12 protein-coding genes are annotated in these 13,813 nt (G+C 73.3%); 7 read left to right on the forward strand and 5 right to left on the reverse strand.

Going from position 1 to position 13,813, the window contains the following annotated elements:
- Positions 1-23: 23 nt before the first annotated feature.
- Both ACH4S8_RS13420 and ACH4S8_RS13425 read left to right on the forward strand, forming a co-directional pair.
- On the forward strand, positions 24-401 hold the full coding sequence (locus ACH4S8_RS13420) for a helix-turn-helix domain-containing protein (RefSeq protein ID WP_398393215.1): 378 nt from the start codon (positions 24-26) through the stop codon (positions 399-401).
- Positions 402-738: 337 nt separating this feature from the next.
- Positions 739-1,059, forward strand: coding sequence for a hypothetical protein (locus ACH4S8_RS13425; RefSeq protein WP_398393217.1), 321 nt, complete (start codon positions 739-741; stop codon positions 1,057-1,059).
- On the opposite strand, the gene ACH4S8_RS13430 is transcribed toward ACH4S8_RS13425, so the two are convergent.
- The 3 genes from ACH4S8_RS13430 to ACH4S8_RS13440 are packed head-to-tail and all read right to left on the reverse strand — an operon-like array spanning position 1,007 to position 7,727.
- Entirely contained in the window at positions 1,007-1,768 is a 762-nt protein-coding gene (locus tag ACH4S8_RS13430; protein WP_398393219.1) for an SDR family NAD(P)-dependent oxidoreductase, read from the reverse strand. The genes ACH4S8_RS13425 and ACH4S8_RS13430 overlap by 53 nt on opposite strands.
- Positions 1,769-1,800: 32 nt before the next feature.
- Positions 1,801-2,637 carry an Fpg/Nei family DNA glycosylase gene (locus tag ACH4S8_RS13435; RefSeq protein ID WP_398393221.1) on the reverse strand — a complete coding sequence of 279 codons (837 nt, stop codon included), beginning with the start codon at positions 2,635-2,637 and terminating at the stop codon, positions 1,801-1,803.
- Positions 2,638-2,669: 32 nt separating this feature from the next.
- Complete coding sequence (locus ACH4S8_RS13440) at positions 2,670-7,727, reverse strand: ATP-dependent helicase (protein ID WP_398393223.1); 5,058 nt, start codon at positions 7,725-7,727, stop codon at positions 2,670-2,672.
- Between the two features lie 208 nt (positions 7,728-7,935).
- Here ACH4S8_RS13440 and ACH4S8_RS13445 point away from each other — a divergent pair, with 208 nt between their 5' ends.
- From ACH4S8_RS13445 to ACH4S8_RS13455, 3 genes are read left to right on the forward strand one after another with little or no spacing between them, the layout of a single operon-like run.
- Positions 7,936-8,928 carry an AraC family transcriptional regulator gene (locus ACH4S8_RS13445; protein ID WP_398393225.1) on the forward strand — a complete coding sequence of 331 codons (993 nt, stop codon included), beginning with the start codon at positions 7,936-7,938 and terminating at the stop codon, positions 8,926-8,928.
- Positions 8,829-9,629 (forward strand): AzlC family ABC transporter permease, encoded by an 801-nt coding sequence (locus ACH4S8_RS13450; RefSeq protein ID WP_398394094.1) that lies wholly within the window; start codon positions 8,829-8,831, stop codon positions 9,627-9,629. The genes ACH4S8_RS13445 and ACH4S8_RS13450 overlap by 100 nt, the downstream gene beginning before the upstream one ends.
- Positions 9,626-9,934 carry an AzlD domain-containing protein gene (locus tag ACH4S8_RS13455; RefSeq protein ID WP_398393227.1) on the forward strand — a complete coding sequence of 103 codons (309 nt, stop codon included), beginning with the start codon at positions 9,626-9,628 and terminating at the stop codon, positions 9,932-9,934. The genes ACH4S8_RS13450 and ACH4S8_RS13455 overlap by 4 nt, the downstream gene beginning before the upstream one ends.
- 129 nt (positions 9,935-10,063) lie before the next feature.
- Here the strand turns inward: ACH4S8_RS13455 and ACH4S8_RS13460 are convergent, their stop codons facing one another.
- Positions 10,064-11,008, reverse strand: a complete 945-nt coding sequence (locus ACH4S8_RS13460) for a hypothetical protein (RefSeq protein WP_398393229.1) — start codon at positions 11,006-11,008, stop codon at positions 10,064-10,066.
- Positions 11,009-11,088: 80 nt separating this feature from the next.
- On the opposite strand from ACH4S8_RS13460, the gene ACH4S8_RS13465 reads away from it, so the two are divergent.
- Both ACH4S8_RS13465 and ACH4S8_RS13470 read left to right on the forward strand, forming a co-directional pair.
- Positions 11,089-11,283, forward strand: coding sequence for a DUF3046 domain-containing protein (locus ACH4S8_RS13465; protein ID WP_398393231.1), 195 nt, complete (start codon positions 11,089-11,091; stop codon positions 11,281-11,283).
- Positions 11,284-11,353: 70 nt separating this feature from the next.
- Positions 11,354-12,565, forward strand: coding sequence for an AI-2E family transporter (locus tag ACH4S8_RS13470; protein WP_398393233.1), 1,212 nt, complete (start codon positions 11,354-11,356; stop codon positions 12,563-12,565).
- Positions 12,566-12,690: 125 nt separating this feature from the next.
- Here the strand turns inward: ACH4S8_RS13470 and ACH4S8_RS13475 are convergent, their stop codons facing one another.
- Entirely contained in the window at positions 12,691-13,467 is a 777-nt protein-coding gene (locus ACH4S8_RS13475; protein ID WP_398393235.1) for a hypothetical protein, read from the reverse strand.
- Positions 13,468-13,813: the final 346 nt, after the last annotated feature.

Genomic DNA, 13,813 nt, shown 5'->3' on the forward strand with positions numbered 1-13,813 from the left:
GCGGTCCGAGGAGGGAGCCACCGATGATTCTGCTCCGTCGCCTGCTGGGTGACGTGCTGCGTCGGCAGCGCCAGCGCCAGGGCCGTACTCTGCGCGAAGTCTCCTCGTCCGCCCGAGTTTCACTCGGCTATCTCTCCGAGGTGGAGCGGGGGCAGAAGGAGGCGTCCTCCGAACTGCTCTCCGCGATCTGCGACGCGCTGGACGTACGGATGTCCGAGCTCATGCGGGAAGTGAGCGACGAGCTCGCCCTCGCCGAGCTGGCCCAGTCGGCTGCGGCCACCGAATCGGTGTCCGCACCGGTGCGTCGCCCGATGCTCAATTCCGTATCGGTGACCGGTGTGCCACCGGAACGGGTCACGATCAAGGCGCCTGCCGAAGCGGTCGACGTCGTCGCCGCCTGACGCTCTCCGGCTCGGTTCCCCGAGCCGGAAGACGTACCACAAAAGCCCTGGCCGGGGCTTTTCCGGGGAGACCCGGAGGAGCCGGGCCGGGGCTTTCGCCTTTCCCGGGGTCCCTCGTGGGCCCGTTTGCCGGTATCCGGCGCGGCCTCCATGGTGGAGGGACCAGGCGTTGCCGGTGCCGGCCGTCGTGACCCGGAGGATGCGGATGTACGTCGTTCCAGGCGGAGAACGTGTGGGTGCCCGGGAGGCGCTCCACCTCGGCCGGTGCCGCGTGCCGAGGGCGTGCTCTGCTCACGCGTGAGATCGGCGGCCCGGTGCCGCGCCCGAGGAGGGTGCCATGGCGGGGCGAATAGCGCGCCGGGGGGCGTGTCTGGTGTTCGGTGCGCTGTGGTGGTTCAGCGTGCTCCGGCTCGCGCTGGTGCCCGGTGCCGGGGTGCTCGAAGGCGCGGTCGCGGCGGGCGGGTGGGGGCTCAGCCTGCTGCCGGTCCACTGCGTGCCGAAGTCCCGGGCGGCCGGTGCCGTGGGATCGGACCGGTGGCCGGGACACCGTCGGCGGGATCGCCGGCCAGAGGTCCGGCGCCGGTACGGGAGCACCGGCGGACGGGCTACCAGGGCATGGCGACGCCGCCGTTGGGGCGGAGGATCTGACCGGTCGTGAACGCCGAGGCGTCCGACGCCAGGTACAGCACGGCGTGGGCGATGTCCTCGGGCTCCCCGACGCGGCCCAGCGGTGACAGGCGTGCCATGAACGCCTCGGTGTGCGCCTGCCGCTCGCCGTGGCGGTCGGTCATGGGAGTACGGATCCAGCCCGGCGCCACGGCGTTGACGCGAATGCCGTGCGGACCGGCCTCGGTCGCCAGCGTCTTCGTCAGCTGGACGACGGCGGCCTTGGCCGCGCTGTAGCAGAGCAGGCCCGGACCGCCTGAGTCGATGGCGCCCGACGCCATGGTGACGATGCTGCCGCGCACGCCGTTCGCGATCATGGAACGCGCGGCCTCCTGGCAGGCGTACAGGACCCCCTTGAAGTTGACGTTCAGCACCCGGTCCAGGTCCTCGTCCAGGGTCTCCAGGACCGGGCTGCTGTGCATGATCCCGGCGACCGCCGCCATGACGTCGAGCCGGCCGCACGAGGCGACGGCCTGCTGGAGCCGGGCGCGGTCGGTGACGTCGAGCGGGTGGCCGAGCGCCGTGCCGCCCTGGCCCTCGATCAGCTTCGCCGTCGCGTGCAGGCCCTGCTCGTCGACGTCCGCGCAGTGCACGGTCGCGCCCGCCTCCGCCAGCAGGACCGCCGCCGCGCGGCCGATGCCGCTGCCCGCGCCGGTGACGAAAGCGGTGCGTCCGATGAGGTCGTACGCGGGAAGGCCCATGAAGGGACGGTACGAAGAGATCTGACGGTCCGTCAATTGGTCGTGCGTGACGTGATGTGCGGACGGGCGGCCGGCGGTGGGGTGGGGCCGGTCTGGCACCGGGGGCACCAGTACGTGGGGCGCTCACGGGATCCGTCGCCCTGGTTCGCCGAGCGGACCGGCGTCCCGCAGCGCAGACACGGGCGCGAGGCGCGCCCGTACACGAACAGGTTCTGTTCACGGCGCCCGGTGGTGACGCGGACCGGACGGTCGCGGTTGAACTCCAGCAGCTTCCTGGCGAGGACCGGCAGCCGGGCGGCACGGTCGGCGGACAGCGCGCCGACGGGGATCCAGGGGGTGACGCCGAGCAGGAAGCACAGCTCGCTCTTGTACACGTTCCCGACGCCGGCGAGGTTGCACTGGTCCAGGAGTGCCTCGCCGAGGGCGCGGTGGGGGTCGCCGAGGAGGTTCTCCAGGGCCCTGGCCGGGTCCCAGTCCGGACCCAGGAGGTCGGGGCCGAGATGGCCGACCGCGCGGGCCTCGTCGGTGGTGCGGAGCAGTTCCAGCACGGGCAGGCGGTAGCCGACCGCCGTACGGTCGGCCGTGCCGAGGACGGCCCGGATCTGGTGTGCGGGACCTCCGCTCCAGCGCCGGCCGGACTCGTACACCTTCCAGGAGCCGTCCATCCGCAGATGCGAGTGCAGGGTCAGACCGCCCTCGATCCGGGTGAGGAGGTGCTTGCCGCGCGGGGTGACGTCCAGGACGGCGCGACCGGTGAGGTCGGCCGTGGCGTACCGGGGCACCCGCAGGTCGGAGCGGATCAGGACTTTGCCCGCGAGGGCGACGTGCAGGCGCCTCGCGGCCTGCCAGACGGTGTCTCCTTCGGGCATGGCTCCAGGGTGGCACGGGTGGGGGCGGCCGGTCAGGCGCGAAGGCGGAGTCCGCGCGGGGTGGCGATGAAGCCCGCTCCCTCCAGGAGGGTGCCCAGCGGCGAGGTGAGGGCCGGGGCGCCGTTGACGCGCTCGACGGTGACCGTGCCGAGGGAGCCCGCGCGGGCGGCCGCGGCGAGGGCTTCCGCCGCGGGCCCCAGACGGGTGTCCCGCGCGAGGGGGCCGTCCGGATCGGCGGGCCATGTCAGCAGCGTCTTGCCGCCGCGCTCCATGTACAGCGTCAGTTCACCGTCGACCAGGACGACCAGGGAACCTGCCTTGCGGCCCGGCTTGTGCCCCGCCCCGGTCGGGGACTCGGGCCACGGGAGGGCCGCGCCGTAGGCGTTCGCGGGGTCGGCGGCGGCCAGGACGACGGGCGGGGAGGCGGTACGGGAACGGGCGCCCGGGAGACCCGCGCCGCCGGGGTGGCCGGACCCGTTCGCCGGGTACCGCGAGCCGCCGCGAGGGGACGGGGTGCTCCGGAGGTGGGGCGCGTCCGGGTGGGGCGCGGCGGGGTGGGCGGAACCGGCCGGGAAGGCGGAGTCCGCGGAGAAGGTGTGGTCGTCGCCGAAATCGAAGTCGAGGGGGGAGCCGGGCCCGAGGGGGGCATCGGGGCCGAGGCCGGGAGCCAGGTCGTTCCAGGAATCCGGACCGCCGGCGAGACCGGCCCCGTCCGGGAAGCGATCGCCGTGACGGCCCGTGCCGTCGGAGCCGGAGCCGGAGCCGGAACGCGGGAAAGCGGCGCTGTCCGGGAAGCCGTTCGCGGCGGGAGAGTTGTCCGGGACGGCCGGTTCGAACACGGCGGCACCCCGGTCGCGCGCGTTCGCCGCCGCCCGGAGCCGGTCCACGGCGCCGTCCATGGCGAACTGGGCCGCGCCGAGCCCCTCGACCACATAGCCCCGGCGCGCCTGGCCGCTGTCCTCGAAGGCCGACAGGATGCGGTACACCGCCGAGAAGCCTCCCTCGACGCCCTCCGCCGCGACGGCTCCCCGGGTCACCACCCCGTGCCGGTCGAGCAGGGTACGCGTCAGGGCGTGGGCGCGGACGGTGGCGTCGGGTTCCCGCTCGGGCAGCAGTGACCAGCGGCCCGCCATCGTAGGGGGACCGGTGCGCGACTGGGGGCGTGCCCCTCCGGTCAGGGAGCCGTAACGCCCGCGGGGGACCGGGCGCTTGGCGCGGTGGGCCGTGGACCCGGCGGTGCGGCCCGAGCCCAGGAGGGAGCGCATCGGCGCGAGCGTGTCGTTCGTCAGCCGCCCGGACCACGCCAGCTCCCAGATCGCGTCGGCGAGCTGCGGATCGGTCGCGTCGGGGTGGGTGGTGGCGCGGACCTGGTCGGCGATCTGGCGGAAGAACAGGCCGTAGCCCCCCGAGAGAGCGTCGAGGACCGACTGATGCAGAGCCGTCGGCTCCAGGGGATGCGCGGCCGGAAGGAGCAGCGGGGCTGCGTCCGCGAGATACAGCGACACCCAGCCGTCCTTGCCCGGCAGGGAACCCGCCCCGGCCCAGACCACCTCCCCCGCGGCCGTGAGCTCGTCGAGCAGCGCGGGTGTGTAACCGGCGACCCGGGACGGCAGCACGAGCTTCTCCAGCGCCGACGCCGGCACGGACGCGCCCTGCAACTGCTCGACGGCGCGCACCAGTCCGTCGATACCGCGCAGCCCGTGACCGCTGCCCACGTGCTGCCACTGCGGCAGGAACTGGGCGAGCGCGGCGGGCGGGACCGGCTCCAGCTCATGGCGCAGCGCCGCGAGCGAACGGCGGCGCAGCCTGCGCAGCACCGTCGCGTCGCACCACTCCTGGCCGATGCCCGCCGGATGGAACTCCCCCTGGACGACCCGGCCGCTCGCCGCCAGACGATGCAGCGCGCCGTCGGTGACGGCCGTACCGAGACCGAAGCGGGCGGCGGCCGTGGCCGAGATGAACGGCCCGTGGGTGCGCGCGTACCGGGCGAGGAGATCGCCGAGCGGATCCTTGACCGGCTCGGTGAAGGCCTCCGGGACGCCGACGGGCAACGCCGTGCCGAGCGCGTCGCGCAGCCGGCCCGCGTCCTCGATCGCCGCCCAGTGGTCGGCTCCGGCGATCCGGACCCGGATGGCGCGGCGCGCGGCGGCCAGCTCCGCCGCCCACTGCGGCTCCCCGCCCCGCTCGGCCAGTTCGGCCTCCGTGAGCGGCCCGAGCAGGCGCAGCAGGTCGGCGACGCCCTCCACGTCCTTGACGCGGCGGTCCTCGGTGAGCCACTGGAGCTCGCGCTCCAGCTCGGCCAGGACGTCGGCGTCCAGGAGCTCACGCAGTTCGGCCTGGCCCAGCAGTTCGGCCAGCAGACGCGAGTCCAGCGACAGCGCGGCGGCCCGCCGCTCGGCGAGCGGGGAGTCGCCCTCGTACAGGAACTGGGCGACGTACCCGAAGAGCAGGGAGCGGGCGAAGGGGGAGGGCTCGGGGGTGGTGACCTCGACGAGCCGCACCCTGCGGGACTCGATGTCGCCCATCAGCTCCGTGAGACCGGGCACGTCGAAGACGTCCTGGAGGCATTCGCGCACCGCTTCCAGGACGATCGGGAACGAGCCGAACTCACTGGCCACCTGGAGCAGCTGGGCGGCCCGCTGCCGCTGCTGCCACAAGGGGGTGCGCTTGCCGGGGCTGCGGCGCGGCAGGAGCAGGGCGCGGGCGGCGCATTCGCGGAAGCGGGCGGCGAAGAGGGCCGAACCGCCGACCTGGTCCGTGACGATCCGGTCGACCTCGCCCTTGTCGAAGGCGACGTCCGCCGCACCGACCGGCGCCTGCTCCGCGTCCCACTCCGTGCCCGCTTTCGAGGGCGCCTGGTCGAGCAGGTCCAGGCTCATCAGATCGGCGTCGGGCAGCCGCAGGACGATGCCGTCGTCCGCGTGCATCACCTGGGCGTCCATGCCGTACCGCTCGGACAGTTTGGCCCCCAGGGCGAGGGCCCAGGGGGCGTGGACCTGCGCGCCGAAGGGGGAGTGCACGACCACACGCCAGTCGCCCATCTCGTCGCGGAAGCGTTCGACGACGATCGTGCGGTCGTCCGGGATGTGCCCGCACGCCTCGCGCTGTTCGGTGAGGTACGCGATGACGTTGCCGGCGGCCCAGGTGTCCAGGCCGGCGGCGAGCAGGCGCAGCCGGGCGTCGTCCTCGGGGAGCGATCCGACCTCGCGCAGGAACGCGCCCACAGCGCGCCCCAGTTCGAGCGGACGCCCGAGCTGGTCGCCCTTCCAGAAGGGCAACCTGCCGGGGACACCGGGTGCCGGCGAGACGAGGACCCGGTCCCGGGTGATGTCCTCGATGCGCCAGGAACTGGTGCCGAGGGTGAAGACATCACCCACCCGGGACTCGTAGACCATCTCCTCGTCGAGCTCGCCGACCCGGCCGCCGCCCTTCTTGGGGTCGGCCCCCGCGAGGAACACCCCGAAGAGGCCGCGGTCGGGGATGGTGCCCCCGGAGGTGACGGCGAGACGCTGGGCGCCGGGGCGGCCGGTCACCGTGCCCGCGACCCGGTCCCACACCACGCGGGGCCTCAGCTCGGCGAAGGCGTCCGACGGATAGCGGCCCGCGAGCATGTCGAGGACGGCGGTGAACGCCGACTCCGGGAGCGAGGCGAAGGGGGCCGCCCGGCGGACCGTGGTGAGCAGGTCGTCGACCTGCCAGGTGTCGAGCGCCGTCATGGCGACGAGCTGCTGGGCCAGCACGTCCAGCGGATTGGAGGGGACCCGGAGGGACTCGATGGAGCCGGTGCGCATCCGCTCGGTGACCACGGCCGCCTGTACCAGGTCGCCCCGGTACTTCGGGAAGACGACGCCGGTGGAGACCGCGCCGACCTGGTGGCCCGCACGGCCCACCCGCTGGAGCCCCGAGGCCACGGACGGCGGCGACTCGACCTGGACGACGAGGTCGACCGCGCCCATGTCGATGCCCAGTTCGAGACTGGAGGTGGCGACCACGGCGGGGAGGCGGCCGGCCTTCAGGTCCTCCTCGACCTGTGCCCGCTGTTCCTTGGAGACCGAACCGTGGTGAGCGCGGGCGATGACGGGCGGTGCCCCCTGGGCCGCGCCGGATCCGCCCATCAGCTCGGCCGGCGCGTGCGCCTCCTCCAGGGGCTCGCCGGTCGCCCTCTCGTACGCGATCTCGTTGAGCCGGTTGCACAGGCGCTCGGCCAGTCGGCGCGAGTTGGCGAACACGATCGTCGAGCGGTGGGACTGGACGAGGTCGGCGATCCGCTCCTCGACGTGCGGCCAGATGGACGGCTTCTCCGCGCCCTCCTTGCCGTCGGCGGCCGGGGACCCGCCCAGCTCGCCCAGGTCCTCCACCGGGACGACCACGGAGAGGTCGAACTCCTTGCCGGACGGCGGCTGGACGATCTCCACCTTGCGCTGCGGGGACAGATAGCGGGCCACCTCGTCCACGGGACGCACCGTCGCGGAGAGGCCGATGCGCCGGGCGGGCTTCGGCAGCAGTTCGTCGAGGCGCTCCAGGGTGAGTGCGAGATGGGCGCCGCGCTTGGTGCCCGCGACCGCGTGCACCTCGTCCAGGATCACCGTCTCGATGCCGGTCAGCGCGTCGCGCGTGGCCGAGGTCAGCATCAGGAACAGCGACTCGGGGGTCGTGATCAGGATGTCCGGGGGGCGGGTGGCCAGCGCCCGGCGCTCGGCGGGCGGGGTGTCGCCGGAACGGATGCCCACCTTCACCTCCGGCTCCGGCAGCCCGAGCCGCACGGACTCCTGCCGGATACCGGTCAGCGGGCTGCGCAGATTGCGTTCCACGTCGACCGCGAGCGCCTTGAGCGGCGACACGTACAGAACCCGGCAGCGCTTCCTCGGGTCCGCCGGCGGTGGTGTCGAGGCCAGTTGGTCGAGCGCGGCGAGGAACGCGGCCAGCGTCTTGCCGGAACCGGTCGGGGCGACGACCAGCACGTCCGAGCCCGCGCCGATGGCCGCCCATGCCCCGGCCTGGGCCGCGGTGGGCGCGGAAAAGGCCCCCGTGAACCAGCCGCGGGTCGCGGGGGAGAAGCCGTCGAGCGCTCGGTGTGCAGAGCTGACCATGCGTCCATCCTGCACCCGCCCACTGACAACCGCGCTGACCTGCGAGAACGCCATGGTCGAGCCGGGCCGGGCCGAGACCGGGGAGAGCCGAGCAGGGGAGAGCCGACCCGGCGCGGATCCGGACGGGCCGGGTCGAGGCGGCGCGGGCGTCGGCGGTCTGCGCCGGCACGGGGGCGGACGATCCGGCACGGTGGCGGACAATGAGGAGGTGGCAGGTTCGGGGCAGGAGCAGGCAAGGCACTGGCAGTACGCGGAGCTGCCCGGTGTCGATCTGCTGCGCGCCCGCTACGTCGAGAAGATCTTCGTGCGCCACACCCACGAGAACTTCGTCATCGCCGCCGTCGCCGAGGGGGTCGAGGTCTTCCACCACGGCGGCGCCGACCAGTACGCGGGCCCGGGCTCGCTGGCCCTGGTCAACCCCGACACCCCGCACACCGGGCGCGCGGGCGTCCCCGAGGGCTGGAAGTACGGCGCGGTCTATCCCTCGCCGGACACGGTGGCCGAGATCGCCGCCGAGACCACCACGCTGCGCGGCACCCCCGGATTCAGCCGCCCGGTACTAGACGACCCCTACGCGGCCGGGCTGGTCCACCAGGTGCTCAGGGCCGCCGAGGAGGGCAACGCGCTGGCCGCCGACACCCTGCTGAGGGTCGCCGTGACCCGGCTGCTGCGCCTGAACGGAGGGCCCCTGCCGCAGCGGGCCGTGCGCACCGCCGGCGGCCGGCTCGCGGCACGCGCGCGTGGCGTGCTGGACGAGCGGATGGCCGAGCCGCCGACCCTGGAGCGGCTCGCGGCGGACCTCGGCACCAGCTCGTTCGCGCTGCTGCGTGCGTTCCGGGACGCCTACGGCATGCCGCCCCACACCTGGCTGACCGACGCGCGGGTACGCCGGGCACGCCGGCTCCTGGACGCCGGGTCCACGCCCGCCGAGGCGGCCGTCGCCGTCGGTTTCACCGACCAGCCGCACCTCAACCGCCACTTCAGCCGGATCGTGGGCGTGCCTCCGGGGGCCTACCAGCGGGAGCGCAAGAACGTACAAGACGCCGGGCGGCGGCTCACCGTACCGTCCGACGCGTGGCACAACAGACAGCTCTCCCAGACATACGCAGTGCCGAAGGCGGAAAACCCGACGCGGCCGTCGTCCGAGACGCCCTCGGCGTCGGGGTCGCCGTCGGACTGTCCGGTTTCGCCTTCGGAGTGACCTCGGCCGGCAGCGGACTCAGCCTGCTCCAGACCTGCGCCCTCAGCCTCCTGGTCTTCACCGGGGCGTCGCAGTTCGCCCTCGTGGGCGCCCTCGCGGCCGGGGGCAACCCGCTCACCGCGGCCGCCGGCGCGTTCTTCCTCGGGGTCCGCAACGCCTTCTACGGACTGCGGCTGTCACAGATCCTGGCCCTCCCGCGCGCGGTGCGTCCGTTCGCCGCGCAGTGGGTGATCGACGAGACCACGGCCGTGGCGCTCGCCCAGCCCACCCGCCGCAGCGTCCGGATCGGCTTCACCGTCACCGGCCTGTCGCTCTACCTGCTGTGGAACCTCACCACCCTGCTCGGCGCGGCCGGGGCCGGGGCCATCGGCGACACGGACGCCTGGGGCCTCGACGCGGCCGGACCCGCGGTGTTCCTGGCGCTGCTCGCGCCGATGCTGAAGACCACCGCGGAACGCGCCGTCGCGGGAATCGCCGTCCTGCTGGGACTCGGCCTGCTGCCCGTGCTGCCCGCCGGAGTCCCGGTGCTGGTGGCCGCCCTGGCCGCCCCCGCCGTCCTCTACGTGACGGGACGCCGCCGCGCGGACGCCACCCGCGGCGCCATGGCCGACGTGCCGGACGGGACGCCCGCCGGCGCGGTGGACGGGGCCCCGGTCGGCGCACGCGACGACGCTCCGGACGTGTCGGGAGAAGAGCGGTGAACATCTGGATCGCCATCGGCGTCACCGCCGTCGGCTGCTACGCCGTGAAACTCATCGGTCTGCTGATCCCCGCGGGCGTGCTGGAGCGGCCGCTCGTCCAGCGACTCGCCGCTCTGCTGCCCGTCGCGCTCCTGGCCGCTCTCACGGCCCAGCAGACCTTCGCCGACGGACGGGTCCTCGTCGTCGACGCGAAGGCCGCCGGACTCGCCGCGGCAGCCGTCGCGCTGATCCTGCGCGCCCCGTTCCTGGTGGTGGTCGCCGTGGCCGTGGTGGTGACGGCCGGGGTCCGCGCACTGACGGGCTGACACCCGGGCGGGCGCGGCCGGCAGCCGGGCACCCCGGAGCACCCGGGACGACGGAGCGTCGGGCACACGGGTGCAGCCGGGGACTCCGGAGCATCCGGCGGCACCGGGGGTACCCGGCCACCGGTGGCCTCAGCCGACGGCCCTGCCGTACGCCCGGAGGGTGCGCAGTGCCTCGATGGTCACGACGGGACGGCTCTCCAGTGCCGTGCCCGGTGCCCACTGACGCCAGCGGATCGGCCACCCGCCGTCCTCCCGCTGCTCGTCCGCGAGGTGGTCCAGCGAGCGGGCCATCTCCGCGTCGGTGAACCACGCGCGCGCGAGCGAGTCCGGCGTCCGCGCGTAGTCGTGCGGGAAGTGGTGCTCACCCGGCGCGTAACCGGGCGGGACGGGGTAGGCGTCCAGACGCCCGGGGTCCAGCGCGGCGAGCCGCTGCTCGCGGACGAGCCGGCCCAGCCGGTCGGCGCTCGCCTCCGCGCGCGAGCGGTCGGCCGCGGAGTCCAGGAAGGCGACGGCCGCCTCGATCTCGTACGGATGCGACTTCTCCAGGGACTCCACCGCCTGCCAGCAGAAGTCGGTGGCCCGGAACAGCCAGGCGTTCCACACCTCGTTGCGGTGCAGCAGGCCCACGACCGGACCGGTGGCGAGGAGATCGCTCGGCGGATCGTCCACGACCGGCACGAAGGGGGCCGCCGGATAGCCGCGCTGACTGGGAAGGACGGCGGGCAGCGCGCCGTCCGCGGTCGACACGGAGGTCAGATAGCGGCACACCCGCTCCACGCGCTGTCCGCCGCAGCGCCCGATCGAGTCGAGCACGCGCAGGGCGTGCCCGGTGTGCAGCGGCTGGCTGACGGGTCCGCGCAGATCGGGTTCGAGCGCGTGACCGTACCCTTCGTCGTCGTTGCGATAGGCGGCCAGCGCCGTCTCCACCGCGTCGGCACCACCGCCGAGGAAGTGGTAGGCGAAGCGGCGCTGTTCCAGCACGCGCGCGGTGAGCCAGACGAAGTGCTCGGCACGGGCGAGGGGCGATCGCGCGATGGGCGTCGGGGGGAGTGGAGATGCTCCGGTTTCGGCCATGCGTCAGACCGTAGGGCGGAAAGCGGTCTCGGCACGCGGTCCCGGCTCGGGCCCACTCTCAGGGGCGGGATACTGGAGTCATGCGGTTGACGGTCTTCTGGCAGCGAATGGCTGATCACTTCGGCGCGGGGTACGCCGAGACGTTCGCGCGCGATCATGTGATGACGGAACTGGGCGGGCGCACCGTCCACGGGGCGCTGGACGCGGGCTGGGAGGCCAAGGACGTGTGGCGCGTGGTGTGCGCGACCATGAACGTTCCGTACGAAAACCACTGAAGCGGACCGGAGACCGGGAAAGACGGGGGGACGTGGATCTGGTGTCGGTGGCGTGGGCCAGACTTGGCGGGTGGCCCCGACAGACGAGAACACGCAGGTCGATCAGCAGTCATCACCGTTCGGCACGACGCCGCCCGGTCGGCCCGGCGCCGACGCGGCCGGGCCGGGCGCGCGCATGCCGCGCTGGCTCCCGCGCGCCATGGTGCTCGCGCTCACGCTCGTCGCCGTGTTCCAGCTGGGCAGTTGGGCCTTCCATCAGCTCACCGGCCTGCTGATCAACATCCTGATCTCGTTCTTCCTGTCGCTCGCGATAGAACCCGCGGTCAGCTGGATGGCCTCACGCGGCATGCGCAGGGGACTGGCCACCTTCCTCGTCTTCCTGGGCTCGTTGATCATGATCGCCGGGTTCGTCACCCTGCTCGGCTCGATGCTCGCGGGCCAGATCATCAAGATGATCGAGGGCTTCCCGGAGTACCTCGACTCGCTCATCAACTGGATCAACACGCACTTCCACACCGACCTCAGGCGGGTCGACATCCAGGAGGGACTGCTCCACTCCGACTGGCTGCGCAAGTACGTGCAGAACAGCGCCACCGGCGTCCTGGACGTGTCCGGGCAGGTGCTCGGCGGTCTCTTCCAGCTGCTGACGGTCGCGCTGTTCTCGTTCTACTTCGCCGCCGACGGACCACGGCTGCGACGCGCGCTGTGCTCGGTGCTGCCGCCGGCCCGGCAGGCCGAGGTGCTGCGCGCCTGGGAGATAGCCGTCGACAAGACCGGCGGCTATCTGTACTCGCGCGGCCTGATGGCGCTGATCTCGGGCGTGGCCCACTACATCCTGCTGGAGGCGCTGGGCGTGCCGTACGCACCGGTGCTCGGTGTGTGGGTCGGCTTCGTGTCGCAGTTCATCCCGACCATCGGCACCTATCTCGCGGGTGCCCTGCCGATGCTGATCGCGTTCACGATCGACCCCTGGTACGCGCTGTGGGTGCTTGTCTTCGTCGTGGTCTACCAGCAGTTCGAGAACTATGTGCTCCAGCCCAAGCTGACCTCCAGGACGGTCGACATCCATCCCGCGGTCGCCTTCGGGTCCGTGATCGCGGGGACCGCGCTCCTCGGGGCCGTCGGCGCGCTGATCGCCATCCCCGCGGTCGCCACCCTGCAGGCCTTCCTGGGGGCGTATGTGAAGCGCTACGACGTCACGGACGACCCTCGGGTGCACGGCCACCGCACGCGCAGTTCGGAAGGCGTGCTCGCGCGCGTGCGGCGGCAGTTCGGCCGGTGACGGCCACCGCGTCCTCCGCCGGCGACGATCACCACTTGCTGCGCCGATGACGGTCACCGGGTGTTGCGCCGATGACGGTCACCGGGTGCTGTGTCGATGACCGCCGGGTGCCGCGCCGATGACGGTCACCAGGTGAGGGCGGCCTGGGCACCGGTCACGACGACGGCGGTCGCGTAACACCAGACCGCCGCCAGTACGACCCGTTCCCTGGTCTCCTCGCTCCAGCCGGTGCGTGAGAGCAGCCAGGCGAGCGCGGGCAGCACCAGTACGGCGTGCAGGCTCACTCCGTGCAGCGGCTTGAGCGGAGCCGTCGAGTGGTACGCGGCCTCCTGGTGGCCGGTCCTGGTCAGGACGACCCCGCGCGCGATCATCACGGCGCCCGAGGCCAGCGCGACGAGCAGGATCGCGAACCCCGAGCGCACGGCGAGCGGCATGCCGGGGGGCCCGGTGGGACGGCCACGGAACGAGGCGACCGCGAACGCGGTCAGCACCACGACCAGAACAGCGCCGCCCACCGCGAGCATCATGGACACCGCCGTGTCGAAGCCGGTCTCCATGTTGAGATGCGAGGGGACCCGGCGCCACGCCTGGAGGGTGATCCCGCCGACCTCCACCACGCAGTCCGCCGCGAACACCAGGAGCAGCGCGGTGCGCGGCCTCGCCCCCATCCGCACGTACGACGTGACCCAGGTGATCGCCATCAGGGTCAGTCCGAAGGAGAGCCCGAAGGTCACGGGCTTGCGCCAGGAGACGGGACCGTCCCACGGGCCGCCGTCGACGGCGAAGACCAGCAGGTGCAGGAGGCCCGACAGGACGAGCAGGGCGCCCGTCGCGCGGCAGAGCCGCTCGGCCGGCCGGAGCGAGGGCTTCGGCGGTGTCAGGGGTCGGGTCGTCGTCGGCATGGCCCACAGCCTGCCGGGCGGGCCCGGCGTCGTCGTCGTACGGCCGAAGACACCGGCCGTACGCCCCGGAGAGTAGTCCCGGGCCGGGGCGGGTACCGGGTTCCGGGAGATGTGCCGGCCCGGGCGCCGGGGCAGGGGCGGCGGGATCCCCGGGGCGTCGCGGGAGCGCGAACGCGGTCTCGGAAGTGTCGCGTGGTGCGCTTGACACGGAAATCGAACATCCATTCTCATGGAAGTTCCGGCGGGGCTTTCGACAGGTGATTCGGCACGGTTTCGGCAGGGATGTGACCGAGTTATCCACAGGCTGGACGTGCGTCGGGGCGCATTGTCAGTGGCAGGCGTTAGC

The sequence above is a fragment of the Streptomyces sp. NPDC021080 genome (assembly GCF_044333225.1).
Lineage (GTDB): Bacteria > Actinomycetota > Actinomycetes > Streptomycetales > Streptomycetaceae > Streptomyces.